This is a genomic window from Rhizobium sp. 01L410 (genome assembly GCF_056400165.1).
Map to the genome: position 1 here is coordinate 386,865 of NZ_JBFTST010000006.1, position 16,785 is coordinate 403,649.

17 protein-coding genes and 1 pseudogene are annotated in these 16,785 nt (G+C 63.2%); 7 read left to right on the forward strand and 11 right to left on the reverse strand.

The window, feature by feature from the left end; genetic code table 11:
- The first annotated feature begins 1 nt into the window (after nucleotide 1).
- Nucleotides 2–661, forward strand: coding sequence for a ribbon-helix-helix domain-containing protein (locus tag AC1DV9_RS16150; RefSeq protein ID WP_112386347.1), 660 nt, complete (start codon nucleotides 2–4; stop codon nucleotides 659–661).
- A 6-nt stretch (nucleotides 662–667) separates the two neighbouring features.
- Here AC1DV9_RS16150 and AC1DV9_RS16155 read toward each other — a convergent pair whose 3' ends face one another.
- Together AC1DV9_RS16155 and AC1DV9_RS16160 are read right to left on the reverse strand one after the other, a co-directional pair.
- Nucleotides 668–1,414 carry a histidine phosphatase family protein gene (locus AC1DV9_RS16155; protein ID WP_477943153.1) on the reverse strand — a complete coding sequence of 249 codons (747 nt, stop codon included), beginning with the start codon at nucleotides 1,412–1,414 and terminating at the stop codon, nucleotides 668–670.
- A 282-nt stretch (nucleotides 1,415–1,696) separates the two neighbouring features.
- Nucleotides 1,697–2,530 carry a transglutaminase-like cysteine peptidase gene (locus AC1DV9_RS16160; RefSeq protein ID WP_477949038.1) on the reverse strand — a complete coding sequence of 278 codons (834 nt, stop codon included), beginning with the start codon at nucleotides 2,528–2,530 and terminating at the stop codon, nucleotides 1,697–1,699.
- 416 nt (nucleotides 2,531–2,946) lie between these two features.
- On the opposite strand from AC1DV9_RS16160, the gene AC1DV9_RS16165 reads away from it, so the two are divergent.
- Nucleotides 2,947–4,119, forward strand: a complete 1,173-nt coding sequence (locus AC1DV9_RS16165; RefSeq protein WP_477949040.1) for a type 1 periplasmic-binding domain-containing protein — start codon at nucleotides 2,947–2,949, stop codon at nucleotides 4,117–4,119.
- Between the two features lie 26 nt (nucleotides 4,120–4,145).
- Here the strand turns inward: AC1DV9_RS16165 and AC1DV9_RS16170 are convergent, their stop codons facing one another.
- The 4 genes from AC1DV9_RS16170 to AC1DV9_RS16185 form a co-directional block, all read right to left on the reverse strand.
- Nucleotides 4,146–4,799: a hypothetical protein gene (locus AC1DV9_RS16170; RefSeq protein WP_477943156.1), complete on the reverse strand. Its 654-nt coding sequence runs from the start codon at nucleotides 4,797–4,799 to the stop codon at nucleotides 4,146–4,148.
- Nucleotides 4,800–4,920: 121 nt separating this feature from the next.
- Nucleotides 4,921–5,928, reverse strand: a complete 1,008-nt coding sequence (locus tag AC1DV9_RS16175) for an aldo/keto reductase (protein ID WP_477949042.1) — start codon at nucleotides 5,926–5,928, stop codon at nucleotides 4,921–4,923.
- 26 nt (nucleotides 5,929–5,954) lie between these two features.
- Nucleotides 5,955–6,251 carry a putative quinol monooxygenase gene (locus AC1DV9_RS16180; protein WP_477949044.1) on the reverse strand — a complete coding sequence of 99 codons (297 nt, stop codon included), beginning with the start codon at nucleotides 6,249–6,251 and terminating at the stop codon, nucleotides 5,955–5,957.
- A gap of 17 nt (nucleotides 6,252–6,268) precedes the next feature.
- Nucleotides 6,269–7,066 carry a type 1 glutamine amidotransferase domain-containing protein gene (locus tag AC1DV9_RS16185; RefSeq protein ID WP_477949046.1) on the reverse strand — a complete coding sequence of 266 codons (798 nt, stop codon included), beginning with the start codon at nucleotides 7,064–7,066 and terminating at the stop codon, nucleotides 6,269–6,271.
- A 112-nt stretch (nucleotides 7,067–7,178) separates the two neighbouring features.
- Between AC1DV9_RS16185 and AC1DV9_RS16190 the strand changes: the two genes are divergently transcribed.
- The gene (locus AC1DV9_RS16190) at nucleotides 7,179–8,087 is read left to right on the forward strand and encodes a LysR family transcriptional regulator (RefSeq protein WP_477949048.1); all 909 of its coding nucleotides are present in this window, start codon (nucleotides 7,179–7,181) and stop codon (nucleotides 8,085–8,087) included.
- A 13-nt stretch (nucleotides 8,088–8,100) separates the two neighbouring features.
- Here AC1DV9_RS16190 and AC1DV9_RS16195 read toward each other — a convergent pair whose 3' ends face one another.
- Together AC1DV9_RS16195 and AC1DV9_RS16200 are read right to left on the reverse strand one after the other, a co-directional pair.
- A complete protein-coding gene (locus AC1DV9_RS16195; protein ID WP_477949050.1) occupies nucleotides 8,101–8,556 on the reverse strand; it encodes a MarR family winged helix-turn-helix transcriptional regulator in 456 nt (151 codons plus the stop codon).
- A gap of 36 nt (nucleotides 8,557–8,592) precedes the next feature.
- Entirely contained in the window at nucleotides 8,593–9,033 is a 441-nt protein-coding gene (locus AC1DV9_RS16200) for a MarR family winged helix-turn-helix transcriptional regulator (protein ID WP_477949052.1), read from the reverse strand.
- A gap of 86 nt (nucleotides 9,034–9,119) precedes the next feature.
- Here AC1DV9_RS16200 and AC1DV9_RS16205 point away from each other — a divergent pair, with 86 nt between their 5' ends.
- A complete protein-coding gene (locus AC1DV9_RS16205; protein ID WP_477949053.1) occupies nucleotides 9,120–10,925 on the forward strand; it encodes a chloride channel protein in 1,806 nt (601 codons plus the stop codon).
- 47 nt (nucleotides 10,926–10,972) lie between these two features.
- On the opposite strand, the gene AC1DV9_RS16210 is transcribed toward AC1DV9_RS16205, so the two are convergent.
- On the reverse strand, nucleotides 10,973–12,502 hold the full coding sequence (locus AC1DV9_RS16210; RefSeq protein ID WP_477949055.1) for an ABC-F family ATP-binding cassette domain-containing protein: 1,530 nt from the start codon (nucleotides 12,500–12,502) through the stop codon (nucleotides 10,973–10,975).
- A gap of 395 nt (nucleotides 12,503–12,897) precedes the next feature.
- Between AC1DV9_RS16210 and AC1DV9_RS16215 the strand changes: the two genes are divergently transcribed.
- Entirely contained in the window at nucleotides 12,898–13,197 is a 300-nt protein-coding gene (locus tag AC1DV9_RS16215; protein WP_477949057.1) for an alkylphosphonate utilization protein, read from the forward strand.
- Nucleotides 13,198–13,410: 213 nt separating this feature from the next.
- On the opposite strand, the gene AC1DV9_RS16220 is transcribed toward AC1DV9_RS16215, so the two are convergent.
- Nucleotides 13,411–14,967, reverse strand: coding sequence for a helicase HerA-like C-terminal domain-containing protein (locus tag AC1DV9_RS16220; protein WP_477949059.1), 1,557 nt, complete (start codon nucleotides 14,965–14,967; stop codon nucleotides 13,411–13,413).
- Between the two features lie 224 nt (nucleotides 14,968–15,191).
- Between AC1DV9_RS16220 and AC1DV9_RS16225 the strand changes: the two genes are divergently transcribed.
- The gene (locus AC1DV9_RS16225; RefSeq protein ID WP_112389783.1) at nucleotides 15,192–15,587 is read left to right on the forward strand and encodes a hypothetical protein; all 396 of its coding nucleotides are present in this window, start codon (nucleotides 15,192–15,194) and stop codon (nucleotides 15,585–15,587) included.
- 68 nt (nucleotides 15,588–15,655) lie between these two features.
- Here the strand turns inward: AC1DV9_RS16225 and dapB are convergent, their stop codons facing one another.
- Nucleotides 15,656–16,435: a 4-hydroxy-tetrahydrodipicolinate reductase gene (gene dapB / locus AC1DV9_RS16230; protein WP_477949061.1), complete on the reverse strand. Its 780-nt coding sequence runs from the start codon at nucleotides 16,433–16,435 to the stop codon at nucleotides 15,656–15,658.
- Nucleotides 16,436–16,638: 203 nt separating this feature from the next.
- On the opposite strand from dapB, the pseudogene AC1DV9_RS16235 reads away from it, so the two are divergent.
- Nucleotides 16,639–16,785 (forward strand): annotated as a pseudogene (locus AC1DV9_RS16235) (transposase); the annotation flags it as partial.

A 16,785-nucleotide genomic window follows, 5' to 3' on the forward strand; every position in this document is an offset into this window, starting at 1 on the left:
AATGCTGATCAGCAAGGCTGCCGCAACCGATCTGACGAGCGCCGAGCCGCTCGACGATGCGCTGCCTGTCATCGGCGCCGATGAGATCGAGCCGAAGTTCCGCGCCGTTGCCGGCCGGGGCGGAGAGCGCCGCGGTATCCGCCTGGAACGCATCTACTGGGATGGCCTCGGCCGCATGTCGTCGGCCGGCAAGATGACGACGGCTGATCTGGTGCATCATACGGCCGCCCAGATGCCGGAGACCGGCAATCTCGCCTCGCTGCTGCGCGTCCTCAGCTTCAAATGGGCGCTGAAGCGGCTGGATACGGTCGAGGATGTCTCCTCAATGGCCAATCTGAATGCGCTGATCCAGGCCTCGCCGTCGCCGACCATCCTTCTCACCCTCGAGAAGAAGATCCAGCTGTTCAACGACGCCTTCCTGTCGATGCTGCGCCACCGCCTGCCAATGGGCGATGCGGCGCAATTGACGAAGAGCCTGCGCTTTTCGATCGATACGCAGATCGAGGAAGCCATGGCGACGCTTGCCATGAACAAGGGCAAGACCCTGAATACCGGCTTTACCATCGCTGCGGGTTCGCAGACGATGAAAGGCCAGATCAATCTGGCGCTGGCGCCGACCCACGAAAAGCCGATGCTGGTCGGCTATATCTCCCGCTACTGAGAAATTTCAGCCGCCGGTCTTCGGCGCGATCGTCAGCGCCGAACCGTAGGCGCCGCGCATATCCGTTGCTTCGGCCGGATTGCGGTCGTCGGCCTTGTGCAGCAGCGTCGCGCTGTAACCCTCCGCATGCGTGCCCTCGATCAACGTCACGTCGGCATTCCCCGGATTGTCGGAGCGTTCGAACCACTCGACGCTGTGATGCAGGAAGTTCATCTCGAAGGCGCGGTTGGTGACGCCGTGGCCGACAATGATGGCCGTATCGTTGCCGCCGCCGATATCGTGCATCACCGTCAGCAGGAAAAGCCGCACGCGCTGCGCCACATCGGCTCGGCTTTCTCCGTCGGGCGGCCGCGCATAGAACTTGCCGCTATTGTTGCGCAGCCGCGCCCATTTCTCGAACTCCTCGGGAAATTTCCGCCGCTGCTCAGCACGGTCGTAGATTTCGGTAAACAACCCGAAATCCTGCTCGCGCAGAAGATAATCCTCATGCACCTCACCGACCGCGCCCTCCGGCAGCGCCTCGATGATCGCATCCATCGTCTGTCGCGTCCGCAGATAGGGCGAATACCAGATGCTGGCCCGTGGGGCGGCATCCGGCAGCGCCGCCAGATAGGCCGCAATGCCGCGCCCGGCCGCCAGCGCCTGCCGGTAGCCCCATTCCGTCAGCGGAACATTGTGATCGCCGAACTGCCGGTAGGCGCCTTCGCTGATATTGCCAAGGGATTCGCCGTGTCGAACGAGAAAGATGCGCATGTCGGCCTGCATGTATTGAGTGTCGGCGCATCATGACGGGGGTGGGGGCGGGGTGCAATCAGGAAACTTCGCGTTTGCGGCCCCCTCATCCGCCCTTCGGGCACCTTCTCCCCGAGGGGAGAAGGGATATCCTGAGCTCTACGCCAACTTCCCTTTTCCCCTGGGGGAGAGGGTAGGGTGAGGGGGCTCCGGGCGCGCTGCATTCAAGAAGATCGCCCGCATCAAAAACAAAAAAAGCCGGCCCACGCGGCCGGCTCTTGTACTCCGCTCGAAATCGCCAGCTCAGTAGGGGACACCTTCGCCCGGAGCGACCTTTTCGAGCGGCATTGCTGAGGCGACCTGCTTGTTGCCGGCCTTGACGCCGTGGAGATAGCCCTTGCCTGAGTTGATCGAGTAGAGCGGCTGGTAGTCGGGCAGGCGGCTGTCGGTCAGAACCTGGTCGCGCATGTTGTCGAGGATGAAGAAGTTGCCGTTGACCGCGACCGACAGGACGGCGTGGTAGAAATGGCGCTTCTGGTCGAAGAGAACGACGATCGACATGTCCTTCATGTCGACGCCCTCGGCCTTCAGCGCCGCCATTTTCAGGATCGCGAAATCCTCGCAGTCGCCCTGCTGTCGCGACAGCGTCTCGGATGGCGTCGCCCAGTAATCGGCCACCTGATAGGTCTCGATGTCCTTGCGGTAGCGGATGGCGTGATTGACCGCGGCGTTGACGCTGTTCAGCTTGTCGCGGATCGACGACTGCGCGGTCTGGCCGAGCGCCGTCTCGATGACCTGCGCCGCATTGGTGCAGCCCTTGGCGCCGCAGGTGATGGCCGCGCCGCTCTGCATTTCGGCAAGCGACGGCGCAAAGCGCTTAAGCGCCGCCAGCCGCTTGAAGGGAATGGTGACCGAGCCGAACACCGCTTCGTTGGAGGTGGTAAGCTTTGCCGGCTTGTCGGGCCTGATCGACGCCGTGATCTCCGGCGAGGCAACCTGTTGCGGCCGTGCAATGGCGGCAAGATCAATGCGCTGAACGGTGCCCGCAACGCCTGCAAACGCCGTCTTCGCCAGACTATAGAGGCCGGATATACTTGCGGTCTCCGCAAGAGAAAGTGCAGTATTGGAAGAGATCACGCTCGCGTAAGACGTCAGTGAAATCTGCGCTGTGGGGATTTCAGTGGCGTTCGATGGTGCGGTGCCAAGAAACGATGCGAAAGATGCGAAAGTAAAAGCTGCAAGTATTTTTGATTTTGTGCTGCGCTTCATCGGATTTTCTCTCTCTGTTTGAGGAGAATGTAGCGATGAGCTATAAATATGCCGTGTGTAAGCTTGGAAAACGCAATTATAAATATTCCGGTCAAAGACGCATAAAACTTTAGCGTTCACGTCAACCAAGTTTGGGGGAATGGTTTGATTTTCGCGCCCGCACGGTGCAGAAATGAGCGCATTCTAAAAAGGCCGCAAACGGCCGCGACATCGCATCCTCGGGGGAAACAGTGACGCCGCATTTGAATTCGAAGATCGCGCGCCTGCATGGTTTATGCAACAGAGTGTTGAAGACGCCTGCTGCCATCAGCCGCGTCGTTCCCGCCCTTGTGCTGATCGCCGGCGGCCTGCTGGCCGGTTGCCAGGCGGATGGCGACAGTCTGTCGAACAGCGTCAAGAACACCGATATCAAGGCGCCCTCCAGCACCGTCGAGGAAAGCTTCGGCGAAACCGGCACGGAGATCACTCTGCTGCTGCCGAAGGGCTCCACCGGCCTTTACGAGGGCGAGGCACGCGATATCCGCGATGGCGCGGCGCTCGGCGTCGGCGAAGTCGGCAACGGGCAGGTCTTCGTCAAGGTTGTCGATGTCTCTGGCGGCCCGGCATCGGTTGCCGCTGCCGTTTCGGCCGCCAAGGCGCGCAATTCCGCCCTTCTCGTCAGCTTCGCGCCGCAGGCGACCACCGCTGCCGTCGCAGCTATCCCTTCGGCCGAGCGCCTGCCGCTGATCAATCTCGGTGCGCCGGTCCCGGCAACATCGGGCAATGTCTACAACTTCACCTCCGACGAGGTGGACAGCGCCGTCGAAGGCGCCCGCACATCCGTCTCCGGCGGCCACAAGAAGGTCTTCGTTTTCGCCACGACGGAGCTGACGGCGATCGGCGAAGCCCGCATCGCCGATGGCGTGCGCGCTTCAGGCGGTACCTATCTTGGTTCGGCCCGCTATGCGCTTTCGGATGCTTCGGCCGCCGATGCGGTGACCAGGAGCAAGGCGCAGATGCAGGGCGCCGACACCATCGTCGTGCTGGGCAAATCCACTATCGTCACCACGGTTGCCGGTGCGATCAAGGCTGCGGGCTTCACCAACATCACACTTGTCGGCACCAGCGGCTGGCCGCAGCAGGCCTATACCAGCCCGGCCGTATCAGGTGCGCTGATCGCGATGGTCGACCCGGAAGGTGCCTCGATGATATCGGAGCGCTACCAGCGCCATTACCGGCGTCCACTGACGGCCAATGCGGCCTATGGCTATGATGCGGTGGCAATCGCCTCGGGCATCATCCGCACCAAGGATCCGAAGGCCCTGACGGCCGAAAACCTGACCAGCAAGACGGGCTTCCGCGGCATCACCGGGCTCTTCCGCCTGAATGTATCAGGCGGCGTCGAACGCAAGCTCAGCCTCTTCACCATCACCGGCGGCAAGCCGAACCTGTTCGTGGCGGCGCCGAAGGCCTTTTGAGGCCATCGGGTCGCTGGCTCGATAAATCAGTGCCTGGCGAGTGCCAGGCCGGACGTGTCAAAGGCCGCCGCCGCGGCCATCAGGATGCGCTGCTGGGCGGCGAGCAGGAACATGTAGCCTGCGAGCTCGACGGTTTCCTCAAACACTTCGGGCACGCCGACAAAGGCGTCGAGCGACATACCCATATGGCGCTCCGCGGCCGTCATCAGGATCAGCGACAGGCCGGCCATCACCAGTTCGAGCGCCGGAAACTGCCGCGCCTTGATCACCGGATCCAGCAATCGCCAGAGCTTGAAACGTGCCGTCACCGTCAGCGTCACCAGCACCAGCAGGATGACGAGCGGCTTTACGGCCGGGTTGAACCAGAGCAGCTTGCCGGAAAATTCCGGCCCGTCCTCTGACATGCCGGATGGCGGATAGAACACCGCACCCCAGCTGATTTCACGTCCCAGGCAGATGATCCAGACCGGTACGAGCGCCAGCCAGAGCCATTTCCATGGCGTCTGGCTGCGGCTCGCCAGTACGATTGCCTGAACGGTGCCGATAGCGAGAACGAGATTGTCGAGGAGCTCGAGCGGTGCGTTTTCCCAACTCCACCAGGCCGGCAGAACGAAAGACAGCGGATATGCCAGGAGGAAAAAGGCGAAGGCCACGAGCCGGAAGGGCAGGGTGGTAGTCATTTCATCTGTACCTCTTCAAGGGAGAGGGTTTTATGAAATAAATATGACTACCGCAATCAAATATGCCCCCCATCAACAGTTAAGGATGGAGGGCCGATCGTGCGGGAGAGCCTTGTCTTCCCTAGAGCGGCAGCGGCGCCTCGGGGTTCACCAGCCCCGCCTTGCGCAGATCACGCCAGAACTCCGCCGGGATCGTCTCGTTCAATGCTGCCCCGTCCTCGGCGATGCGTTCGGGCTTGCTGGCGCCCGGGATCACGGCGGCGACGGCCGGATGTGCCAGCGAGAATTGCAGGCCCGCAGCCTTTATGCTGATGCCGTGGCGGTCAGCCAGCGCCTTGATCCGCGCCACCTTGTCGAGGATTGCGGGCGTTGCCGGGGCATATTCGAAGTTCGGCCCGCCGACCAGTGCGCCCGAGCTGTAGGGGCCACCGGCGACGATGCCGAGACCGCGCTCGGCGACCAGAGGCATTACCCGCTGCAGTGCCCGGTCATGGTCGAGCAGCGTATAGCGGCCGGCCAGCAGAAAGCCATCGGGCCGCGGCGTATCCAGACCGAGCAGCAATTCGATAGGCTCGACGCGGTTGACTCCGAGACCCCATGCTTTGATCACGCCCTCGTCGCGCAGGCGGTCGAGCGCCCTGAAGGCGCCCTTGCGGGCGGTCTCGAACACATCGAGCCACTCGTCGCCATAAAAATCCTGAGCGACGTCATGCACGAAGGCGATATCGATGCGGTCTGTCTTCAGCCGCTTCAGGCTGTCCTCGATCGAGCGCAACGTTGCATCTTCCGAGTAGTCGTTGACGATCTTGTTCGGCCGCCCGTATTTGAACACGTCTCCCTTCTCGCCGAGATCGCGGGCGCTGACATCCTCGATCTCGTCGAGGATCACCCGGCCGACCTTGGTGCTGATCACATATTGATCGCGCGGTTTGGCCGCCAGCGCCTCGCCCATGCGGATCTCCGCAAGACCAGCGCCGTAAAAGGGCGCATTGTCGAAATAGCGAATGCCGTCATTCCAGGCGGCTTCGACGGTCGAAAGCGCTTCGGCTTCCGGAATATCGCGAAACATGTTGCCGAGCGGGGCGGCGCCGAAGCCGAGCTTGCTCCGCAGGATGTTCTTGAGTGCCATTGATCTGTCCTCTCCAGTGTTTGGTGTCAGCCGATATCGGCCGCGTCGAGAACGAGCGCGGTGCGTTCGGCGAGATCGTTGATCTTCGCGAGATAGGCCTTGAAATGTGAGGTCTGGCGGTGGGCGGCCACCGCTTCATTGTCCTGATAGAGTTCATCGAGCACAAACCGCGTGGCATCGGCCTGGTCGCGCCAGATATCCCAGCGCAGGTTGCCCGGCTCCGCCCGGCAGGCGGGTGCCATGCCGGACAGAAGCGCTTCGAGTTCGCCTGCCTTGCGGGGCCGGGCGGCGAGGATTGCCATGATCTTCACGGAATGCGGCATGGCTATCGTCCTTCGTTTCAGGCGGCCGTTACGCGGTTCAGCGCCTCAACCAGCTTGGCGGCAAGCGGATGGTCCGAACGCGGGTTCTGGCCAGTGATCAGTTCGCGATCGACAACGACATTCGGTTCGAAATCGATGTCACCGGTCGTCACGTTGCCCCCGGCAATCTGCAGCGCATCAACCACGTTGAAATAGAGCTTAGCGTGCAAAATGTAGTCCTCGACAACCTTTTCTTCGCTATTGGAGAAGACGGTCATGTTGTACCCGGCATATTGCCAGCCCTTGGCCCATTCTGCCGCCTTTTCAGGCGCGCCGGCAATCAATGCCGCGCGGAATTCGCGGGCATTCGGCATGGCCGAGGCGACGGCGATCGGACCATGGCAGAGCAGGGCGGTCGGCTTGGCCTTTTCGTGGAAGTGACGCAGGATTTCGCCGAGATCGGCATCCTGCATCAGATCGACCCCAGGCGCCTGGCCGCCGGGCACGAAGACGCCGGCATAGCCGTCCAGACCCTCGGCGATGACCGCTGCCAAGGTCTTCACCTCGTTCATCGACGGATCCTCGGCATAGAAGGCCTTCGCCTTGCGGTATGCCGCCTCGTCGCCGCCGAAGTGATCCACCTTGTCGGAGACCTCGTCGATACGCGGCTTGGTGCCATTGGGGGTGGCAAGCACGACGTCGTAGCCGGCAGCGATCACTGCCATCACCGGGATCACGGTCTCATTCAGATACTGGCCGGTTGTGCCGCTGCGGCCGCCTTTGATTTCGATGCGCGTTGCGTTCGAACCCACGACGAGAACTTTACCCTTGCTCATTGTCATCTCCTTGGCCTCTGGCCTCGTTTCGATGACTGGATGATGCTCTCTGGCGATGTATTTCGGAAATTTATTTGTTCTATTCCAGATATTCACATGGCATTATAACTGAATGCGATATGACCTGAATCTGATGCCGGTGTTCCTGGCGCTCATGGATGAACGCAATGTCACCCGCGCCGCCGAACGGCTGGGCATCACCCAGCCGGCGCTGTCCAACGCGCTGAACCGCCTGCGCGACACGCTGCGCGATCCGCTGTTCATCCGCGAGCGCTACGGCATGCGCCCGACGCAGCTTGCCGAAGAGATGGCGCCGGTGGTGCGCACCGCGCTGGCGCAGTTCGATGAACTGATCCTCGGCCAGCAGCAGTTCGATCCGGCGGAAGCCTCCAGGCTCTTCACGCTTGCCCCGAACAGCTATGCCGAATTCGTGCTGATGCCGGAGGTCGTCGCCCGCCTGCGAGCGCGCGCCGACGGCATCAAGCTCCGCCTCATCCCCTTTGGCAGCGATCTCGCCGAAACCGGCGCGGTATCAGGATCGACCGAGATGGTGATCGGCCGCATCACCGATCCGCCCGACAATATCGTTGTGCAGCACCTGATGGACGATGGCCTCGCATGCGTCGTCCGCGCCGGTCATCCCGAAATCGGCGACAGCATCTCGAAAGAACAATACGAGCGGCTGAAACACGTCAATGTCCTGCCGCCGGGGCGTCTGCGCGCCGGCCTTTTCCAGGCGCTGGAGCAGCGCGGCCTGCGCCGCGAGGTGGCCGTCTCCGTCACTCATTTCCTCGCCGTGCCCGAAATGATCGCGGCGACCGACTACTGCACTACGCTGCCCAGCCAGATCTGCCGGCGGCTCGCCCGCGACCCCCGCCTGAAAATCCTGCCCGCTCCCGCCGATCTCGGCACCTTCCCCGTCGAGATCGCCTGGCACGTCCGCTACCGCCACGACCCCGCCCACCGCTGGCTGCGGTCGCTGATATCGGAGGTGGCAAAGGAGATTGGTGAAGACGCTTGATGCGCCCGAGTCCCTAATCCGACCAGGGATCGTCCTGCAGCGCCACGCCGTCCTGCAGGCTGTGCAGGATGGCGATCAGCCGTGGGGCCAGTTCGCGGATCTCGCTCAGATGGATGGCGGTCAGCCGCTTTAGCGCCGATTCCGCCTTTTCGGTCAGCGCCAGGGTCTGGCGCCGCTTGTCGTTCGGGTCGGCGTTTCGCGACACATAACCGGCGGCGACCAGCCGGCCGACCAGTTCGGTTGCCGAATGCGGCGCGATCAGCAGCCGCTCGGCAAGCAGGCCGACCGACATCGCCTCTTCGCCGCGGTGGCCCTTGATGGCGAGCAGCGCCTGATGCTGCTGTGCCGGCAAACCTTCCTCGTGGGCAGCTGAGGCGCTGAAATCCATGAACTGGCGCAGCGTATAGCGCAGGTTGGACAGCGCCTCGTAATCGGCATCCGTCAGATCGTCTATCGGCTTCCTGGCCATCAATCCCCTGCCGTCATTCGCTTGCCGCCGGCAAGATCATTGCATCCATGCCGCCATCTCCATCCGCCGGTGATCCTGCAGCGCCCGCAGCGCCTGCATCAGCTCCGGCGCCATTTCCCGGATCTCATAAAGATGGGCAGGCGTCAGCCGACGCAATAGCTCTTCCGCCTGATCTGTCAATCGGACAACGATGCGGCGCTTCGGCTTGGTGGCGATCGTCAGAAAGCCGCGGTCTCTCAATCCTTCGGTCAGCTCCGTAGCTGCGGCAGGCGCCAGAAACAGCGTCTCTGCCAGACTGGAAACGCTCATTTCGCCATCGATTCCGAGCCCCTTGATGGCGAGAAGCGCCTGGTGTTCCGGCGGCGCCAGACCGAGACGGGTGGCCGCATCGGCGCTGAACTGGCGGAATTTGCGGATCCGGTATCTCAGGTTGGCAAGCGCCTCATATTCGATCTCCGAAAGGCTTTCCTTGGGCATCGGACTGCTCCTCAAAGCATGACTTGATTTATATCGTAATACGATATATTTCGCGCTTCATTGCCAGCCTGTCAACAGGAACCCCTATGTCCTCACAAAACACCCACCGGCCGCATGATTTCATGGGCGGCCTTTCCCGGCGCGAGGCCGGAGACTTCACCACCGACAAGCGCGTCATCGCCCTGATCGGCATGGCGCTGATCGTTGGCACCGGCGGCGCCCTTGCTGCCTGGGTGCTGGTCAGCCTCATTTCGCTGGTCACCAACCTCGTCTGGTTCGGCCGCTTCAGCATCCATGCCGTTTCATTGGCAACGGCGCCGCGCTCGGCCTGGATGGTCGTGATCCCGGTTCTCGGCGGTCTCGTCATCGGCCTGATGGCCCGTTTCGGCTCGGAGAAGATCCGCGGCCACGGTATCCCTGAGGCGATCGAGGCGATCCTGATCGGCGGCAGCCGGATGTCGCCGAAAGTGGCGATCCTGAAGCCTATTTCCTCGGCGATCTCGATCGGAACCGGCGGCCCGTTCGGCGCCGAAGGCCCGATCATCATGACCGGCGGGGCAATCGGTTCGCTGTTTGCCCAATGCTTTCACCTGAGTTCGGCCGAGCGCAAAACGCTGCTGGTGGCCGGCGCCGCGGCCGGCATGACCGCGATCTTCGGTTCGCCGATTGCTGCCATCATGCTCGCCGTCGAGCTGCTGCTGTTCGAATGGAAGCCGCGCAGCTTTATTCCGGTTGCCGTCGCCGCCTGCGTGTCGATTTGCTGGCGCCCGTTCCTGTTCGAGGCAGGGCCGTTGTTTCCGAAGCAGTTCCACATGGATCTCCCTTGGTGGGGCATCCTGCTCTGCGCCGGCATGGGCATTCTTTCCGGCCTGCAGTCGGGCATCCTGACGACGCTGCTTTACAAGATCGAGGATCTCTTCGAAGCGCTGCCCATCCACTGGATGTGGTGCCCGGCACTCGGCGGGCTGATCATCGGTCTTGGCGGCCTGATCGAACCGCGCGTCCTCGGCGTCGGCTACGACATCATCGATGGCCTCCTGAACAGCAGCCTGCTGCCGCAGGCGGTGCTTACCGTCCTGCTGGTCAAGGCGGCCATCTGGCTCGTGGCGCTATCGTCAGGCACATCGGGCGGCGTGCTGGCGCCGCTGTTGATTTTCGGCGGTGCGCTCGGCTGGCTTGTCGGGCTTGTTCTCCCCGGCGATCCTGGCTTCTGGGCGCTGCTCGGCATGGCGGCGATGATGGGCGGCACGATGCGCGCGCCGCTGACCGGCACCTTCTTCGCCGTCGAGCTAACGGGGGATGTCCAGGCGCTGCTGCCGCTGCTGGCGGCGACGGTAGCGGCCTATGCGGTGACCGTTCTTCTGCTGCGCCGCTCGATCCTGACCGAAAAGATCGCCCGCCGCGGCCAGCATATCACCCGTGAATATGGCATCGACCCCTTCGAATTCGCCCGCGCCCGCGACATCATGATCTCCAGGGTCGATAGCCTGAGGGCTGATATGACCGCGGGAGAGGCGATCGACCTCTTCACCACGCAGCCGAAGACGCACCGCGTCTATCCTGTCGTCGATGACCTCGGCATCCTCAAGGGTCTGATGTCGCGCGGTGACGCTCTGCGCTGGCAGCAGGAACACGTTGAGCGCAGCCAGCCGCTCGCCGATCTGGTCTCCGACGGTTCCGTGCCGCTCGCTCACCCCGATGACACGGCCGGCTATGTCGCCGATCTGATGCTGGCAACCGATGCCGGCCGCATCCCGATCGTCGATCCCGAGAGCGGCCAGCTCGTCGGCCTCATCGCCCGCAAGGATCTGCTGCGCCTGCGCCATTCGCTCCGGGCAAGCGAAACGGAACGCCAGCCGTATTTCGGCCCGGGCGCCAAAGCGCTGCCGTAGCATTTTCGCGCAGCCGCGGCATCCATACGCCGCGGCTGCGCTATATCTTAGCCTCTGCCTTCCGCGGCAGCGGCAAAGAACCCTTCGGGGCTCTCCACCTCGACCAGCCGCTTCCGCTCGATCTGCCAGAAGCGGTTGCCGGTGGCGCGCACGAAGCTGCGGTCGTGGGATACCAGCAGGCAGCTTGCCTGATGCGCCATCAGCTCTGTCTCCAGCGCTTCCTGGCCGTCGATATCCAGATGGTTGGTCGGCTCGTCCAAGAGGTAGAAGTTCGGCTCGGTCAGCCTCAGCACCAGCATGCCGAGCCGCGCCTTCTGGCCGCCGGAAAGGCGGCCGACCGGCTTTGCCTGCATGTCGATCGTCATCCCGGCACCGGCGAGCAGCGCCCGCGCCCGCTGGTCGCCGATATCGAAGCGGCGGATGATCGTCTCCATCGGCGTATCGGCATCCCGGAGATCGGCGAGCGCCTGATCGGCATAGCCCAAGACCAGCGAAGGCGTTGCCTTGATGCCGTCAAGAGTGGCATCCGGATTGCCGATCGCCCTGCGCAGCATGGCGATGAACCGTGATTTTCCGGCCCCGTTTTCGCCAAGCAGCACGATCCTGTCGCCCTGGCAGATGAATTGCTTTCCGGTCCTGAACAGCACGGTGCCGTCAGGCGTGCGCACCTCGGCATCATCCAGGGTAACGAGCACCTTGGCATGGGTGCCGCGATTGCCGAGCTTGATGGCGCCGGCCGAGCGCTCTAGATTCGCAGGCTTTGCCGCATCCTCCAGCTTGTCGGCCCGCTGCTTCAATTGCTTGGTCTTGACGACCAGCAGGTCGCTGCCGGAGTTGATGCCGATATTGTTGAGCTTGGCTGCCTGCTTGCGCAGCTGCTCGGCTGTCTTCATGTCGCGCTCGTAGCGCTTCGCATCGGCGGCATCCGCCTCGTCGAGTGCGGCGCGCGCCTGCGAATAGGGGAGCGAGAAGAGCTGCGAATTCGCCGGCCGCAGAAACAGCGTGCGGTTGGCGACGGCGTCCAGAAAGGCGCGGTCGTGGCTCGCCAGAATGACGGGCACGTCGCGGGGCAGGGCGTTCAGCCAGTTTTCCATCAGCGCGATCTTGCCGAGATCGAGATGGTTGGTCGGCTCGTCCAGCATCAGCACATCAGGTTCCGTCACCCAGACGCGCGCCAGCATCGCCAGCCGCTGCCAGCCGCCGCTGAGCGCATTGAGTGGCCGCTGCCGGAATTCCTCCGGCACTTCGAGCGATTCAAGCACCACATCGACACGCCAGCTTTCGGCCTCCGCCTGTTCGGCCGGGAGAGCATCGAGCACGGCGTCGTAGAAGCTGTGGCCGAAGAGGGCAGGCGGCACGTTCTGCTCGACATAGCCGATGGTCAGCCCGCGCGCCTTGGTGATCTCGCCTTCGGTCGCCTCCAGGGCACCGGCGATGCAGCGGAACAGCGTCGATTTCCCGCGCCCGTTGGCGGCCACCAGGCCGATGCGGTCGCCGGCATTGACGACGAGGTTTAGCTTCGAAAACAGCGGCTGCGACAGGACGATGCCGAGATTGCGGATATTGATCAGTGTCATGGTCGGTCTCTGGTCTTTGCCGCATAACGCAGTCATCGAGGGCATCGGCCATCATCGATGAACGCACTGCAGCGGCGGATAGGAATATCGGCAGCACAGATCCCATGGGACAGGTGCTGCGGGCCACGAAGGGCAGACCAGGAAGAGGTGTCGCGAGAAACGGTCTCTGGTCAGCCCTGCAAACGCATTTGCAGGGCGTTGACGGGGCCACGCTGCCGGTAATACCGGAAATAGAAATTCTGCACGTGACCCTCCTTTCTCTTTGAGCGAACGTCCATTGGATAGCATCGAGCGGGCTGCGGCGCAACCGCACGCTGCGGCCGCGGTCTTGCCGCGGCGGGTCTGCTGCTATAAGCGCCGGTCTCATATTGAAATTCCTTTGAGGAGACGCGCCGATGGCTGCCGATGACGACTATATCTATGACGAAGCTTCAGGCGAATGGCGCCCGGCATCCGAACTCGCCGCCGCTGCGGCAAAAGCTGCCGAGGTCCGCGACGCAGCCGGCAACCTCCTGCAGGATGGCGATTCCGTGACGCTGATCAAGGACCTGAAGGTCAAGGGCGCCGGCCAGACGCTGAAGCAGGGCACGGTGATCCGCTCGATCCGGCTGACGGAAAATCCCGAGGAAATCGACTGCAAGCACGATGCGATCAAGGGACTGGTGCTGCGGACGGAGTTTGTGCGGAAGCGGTGAGGGGCTATCGGCGGAGTGCGTGGGCGCCCCCCTCTGTCCTGCCGGACATCTCCCCCTCAAGGGGGGAGATTACAAGTGGCGGGCTCTCCGCTTCACCTGATCTAAAATGAATGTAGCCGGGCGAGTGGCCGCCCCCAGCCGATCTCCCCCCTTGAGGGGGAGATGCCCGGCAGGGCAGAGGGGGGGTAAACCCCAACCGCCAATGCCGAAGCTTTACCGCTTCAAACTCCCCAAGATCCCCCGCACCAGCGCCCGGCCGACCTGCGTCGCAACCGTCCGCGCCACGCTCTTCATCGCAGCTTCCACCACCGTCTCGCGCTGGTATCCCGAACGTCCGCGGCCCTGGCCACTCGGCTTGTTGTCGTCATCGCCGCCGCCGAAGCCCGGCAGGCTCCAGCCGGAGGTGGTGCCGGCCTCTGTCGGCTGTGCCTCCTGCGCCTGCTTGGCAGCCTCGGATTCGGCCGCCTTCTTGGCGCGGGCGGCGAGGATTTCGAAGGCGGATTCGCGGTCGAGGTCTTCGTCGTAGACGCCGAGAACTGGGCTGTGATCCATCACCTGCTGACGCTCGGCATCCGTCAGCGGGCCGACGCGGCCGGAGGGCGGGCGGATCAGCGTGCGTTCGACGATCGACGGCGCGCCCTTGGCCTCCAGCGTCGAGACCAGCGCCTCGCCGGTGCCGAGCGTGGTGATCACGGTGGCGCAATCGAAGGCCGGGTTGGGGCGGAACGTGTCGGCCGCCGTCTTCACCGCCTTCTGCTCGCGCGGCGAATAGGCACGCAGCGCATGCTGCACGCGGTTGCCGAGCTGGGCGAGCACGGTTTCCGGCACGTCGAGCGGGTTCTGCGTCACGAAATAGACGCCGACGCCCTTGGAGCGGATCAGGCGGACCACCTGCTCGACACGCTCGGTCAGCACCTTCGGCGCGTCGTTGAAGAGCAGATGTGCCTCGTCGAAGAAGAACACCAGCTTCGGCTTGTCGGGATCGCCGACTTCAGGGAGCTCCTCGAAGAGCTCGGAGAGCAGCCAGAGCAGGAAGGTGGCGTAAAGCCTGGGGTTCATCATCAGCTTGTCGGCGGCGAGTACCGAAATCTGGCCGTAGCCGCGATTGTCGGTGCGCATGATGTCGGAAATCTTCAGCGCCGGTTCGCCGAAGAAATGTTCCGCACCCTGCTGCTCCAGAACCAGCATGGCGCGCTGGATCGAGCCGACGGAGGTCTTGGAAATCAGCCCGAACTGGTTGGACAGCTCGCTGGCATTCTCGGCCATGTAGTTCAGCAGCGCCGAAAAATCCTTGAGGTCGAGCAGCGGCAGCCCGGCCTTGTCGGCGATCTTGAAGGCGATATTGATGACGCCTTCCTGCGGCTCGGAAGCATCCATCAGCCGTGCCAGCAGCAGCGGCCCCATCTCGGCGATCGTGGTGCGGACGCGGTGGCCCTTCTCGCCGAAGAGATCCCAGAAGATGACCGGGAAGAGGTCGAATTCGTAATCGGTGAAGCCGATCTGCTCGGCGCGCTTGGTGAGAAAATCCTTCGCTTCGCCCCTGGCGGCAATCCCCGAAAGGTCGCCCTTGATGTCGCCGCAGAAAACGGGAACGCCGGCCTTCGAGAAGCCTTCGGCCAGCACCTGCAGCGTCACGGTCTTGCCGGTGCCGGTGGCGCCGGTGACGAGGCCGTGGCGGTTGCCGAATTTCAGGTCGAGATATTCCGGCTTGTTGATGCTATCGTCAGGATTGCGGCTGGCGCCGATGAAAATCTTGCCGTCTTCGAGCATTGCGAATTCTCCCTTGGGCCAAGGCCGCCGCTAGAGCTGGAATGCGAAGATCAGCCGCATTCATTCTCCTATAGTGTACCTGTTATAAGCAGGGAGTGTGATACCGGCAACTGTTTGCATTAAAAGCAATTCTGGACAAAGTGCCGCCTTGCGAAAGGCCGCTTGAGTTGCCGGAGAAAGTCGATTAACGTTGACGTTAACGTCAAATAAAAGGAGGCCTGACGATGAATGAAGTTGTGACCCAGATCGCTGACCGCGTGGGCATCTCGCCCGACCTCGCCGAAAAGGCGCTCGGCATGATGCTCGGTTTTCTGCAGCGCGAGGCCGATGACGGCCCGGTTGCCAAGATGATCGAAGCGATCCCCGGCGGTTCCGATCTCGTGGCCCAGTTCAACGGCGAAGGTGCCAGCGGCGGCGGTCTGCTCGGCGGGCTGATGAGCGCGCTCGGCGGCGGTGGCGGCATCATGGGCCTCGGACAGCAGCTGATGAGCGAAGGCCTCGGCATGGGCGAAATCACCGCGCTCGCCAAGGAAACGATCGGCATCGCCAAGCAATATGCCGGCGAGGAAGTCGTCGATCAGGTCGTCGCTTCCGTTCCGGGCCTCAGCCAGTTCGTCTGAGACGAAGGTCATTTTGAAGATCGAAGCCTCGCGCCTTGGCGCGGGGCTTTTTGTTTGGCGCTGCAGCCTCAGGATCGTCGCGGCAATCCGAGCACGTCCTGCATATCATATTCACCCGGCGCCCGGCCGGCGGCGAAGCGGGCGGCAGCCAGTGCGCCGCGCGCGAACATGCCGCGATCAAGTGCGGAATGGGAGATCGTCACCACTTCCTCGGCAGCGGCAAAGAGAACGCTGTGTTCCCCGACGATTCCACCGCCCCTGACGACCGAAAAGCCGATTTCGCCAACCGGACGCTCGCCGGTGATGCCGTCCCGGCCGCGGCGCTCGACCGATGCAAGCGGCACGCCACGGCCGTCTGCAGCGGCGTCCCCCAGCATCAGCGCCGTGCCTGACGGCGCGTCGATCTTCCGCCGGTGATGGGCTTCCAGAATCTCGATGTCCCAGGTTTCGGCAGGCAGGGCAGCCGCCGCCTGGGCGACGAGGCCGAGAAGCATGCTGAGGCCGATCGAGAAATTACCCGAGCGGACGATCGCAATGCGGTCTGCCGCCTTGCGGATCCGGGCAAGCTCCTCCGGCTCGAACCCCGTCGCCCCGATCACCAGGGCCGGCCCGTTTCTTGCGGCACAGAGTTCGGCTAGTTCGGCGGCAGCAGGTGCCGTCGAGAAATCCAGGATCACATCGGCCGCTTCGATCGCCGCCGACCGGTCGATCAGGCCGTCGCCGCTGCTGCCCTGACGCCCAAAACTGCCGGCATGCAGGAATGCGGGATCACCGGAAAGCGCCGAAACGATCGCCCGGCCCATCCGGCCCTGCGCACCGCCGACGGCAATTTTGAGAGGTGAGGTCAAGGCGTCTCCATTTCATGGGATTTGCGGCTGGTCGAGGGTACCGCATACCGTTTTCCGTGGGCGGCGCAAGCGTTTGGCGAACGGTCCCGTTTTTAGGGAGCAAAGCCTGGTGTGCAGCGGTGGGATTTTGGGTGGCGACCGCGTGTTCTCCGTGGCCCCCTCATCCGGCCCTGTCGGGCCACCTTTGTAACTTCCCTTTATCGCTGCTGATCTCCGTGCCAGGCGTCGGGCCGACAACGGCCCGCACGCTGCTGGCCGAGCTGCCGGAGCTCGGCAGCCTCGACCGGCGCCAGATCGCCTCACTGGCAGGACTGGCGCCCTGGACGCGGCAGTCGGGCAAATGGAAGGGC

Excerpts from the sequence above, each read along its gene's own strand:
- AC1DV9_RS16225 (WP_112389783.1), top strand. The coding sequence starts at position 15,192 with ATGAATGAAGTTGTGACCCAGATCGCTGACCGCGTGGGCATCTCGCCC.
- AC1DV9_RS16215 (WP_477949057.1), top strand. The coding sequence starts at position 12,898 with ATGGCTGCCGATGACGACTATATCTATGACGAAGCTTCAGGCGAATGG.
- AC1DV9_RS16220 (WP_477949059.1), bottom strand. The coding sequence starts at position 14,967 with ATGCTCGAAGACGGCAAGATTTTCATCGGCGCCAGCCGCAATCCTGAC.
- AC1DV9_RS16205 (WP_477949053.1), top strand. The coding sequence starts at position 9,120 with ATGTCCTCACAAAACACCCACCGGCCGCATGATTTCATGGGCGGCCTT.
- AC1DV9_RS16210 (WP_477949055.1), bottom strand. The coding sequence starts at position 12,502 with ATGACACTGATCAATATCCGCAATCTCGGCATCGTCCTGTCGCAGCCG.
- AC1DV9_RS16180 (WP_477949044.1), bottom strand. The coding sequence starts at position 6,251 with ATGCCGCATTCCGTGAAGATCATGGCAATCCTCGCCGCCCGGCCCCGC.
- AC1DV9_RS16175 (WP_477949042.1), bottom strand. The coding sequence starts at position 5,928 with ATGGCACTCAAGAACATCCTGCGGAGCAAGCTCGGCTTCGGCGCCGCC.
- AC1DV9_RS16170 (WP_477943156.1), bottom strand. The coding sequence starts at position 4,799 with ATGACTACCACCCTGCCCTTCCGGCTCGTGGCCTTCGCCTTTTTCCTC.
- AC1DV9_RS16190 (WP_477949048.1), top strand. The coding sequence starts at position 7,179 with ATGCGATATGACCTGAATCTGATGCCGGTGTTCCTGGCGCTCATGGAT.
- AC1DV9_RS16150 (WP_112386347.1), top strand. The coding sequence starts at position 2 with ATGCTGATCAGCAAGGCTGCCGCAACCGATCTGACGAGCGCCGAGCCG.
- AC1DV9_RS16185 (WP_477949046.1), bottom strand. The coding sequence starts at position 7,066 with ATGAGCAAGGGTAAAGTTCTCGTCGTGGGTTCGAACGCAACGCGCATC.
- AC1DV9_RS16195 (WP_477949050.1), bottom strand. The coding sequence starts at position 8,556 with ATGGCCAGGAAGCCGATAGACGATCTGACGGATGCCGATTACGAGGCG.
- AC1DV9_RS16200 (WP_477949052.1), bottom strand. The coding sequence starts at position 9,033 with ATGCCCAAGGAAAGCCTTTCGGAGATCGAATATGAGGCGCTTGCCAAC.
- AC1DV9_RS16155 (WP_477943153.1), bottom strand. The coding sequence starts at position 1,414 with ATGCGCATCTTTCTCGTTCGACACGGCGAATCCCTTGGCAATATCAGC.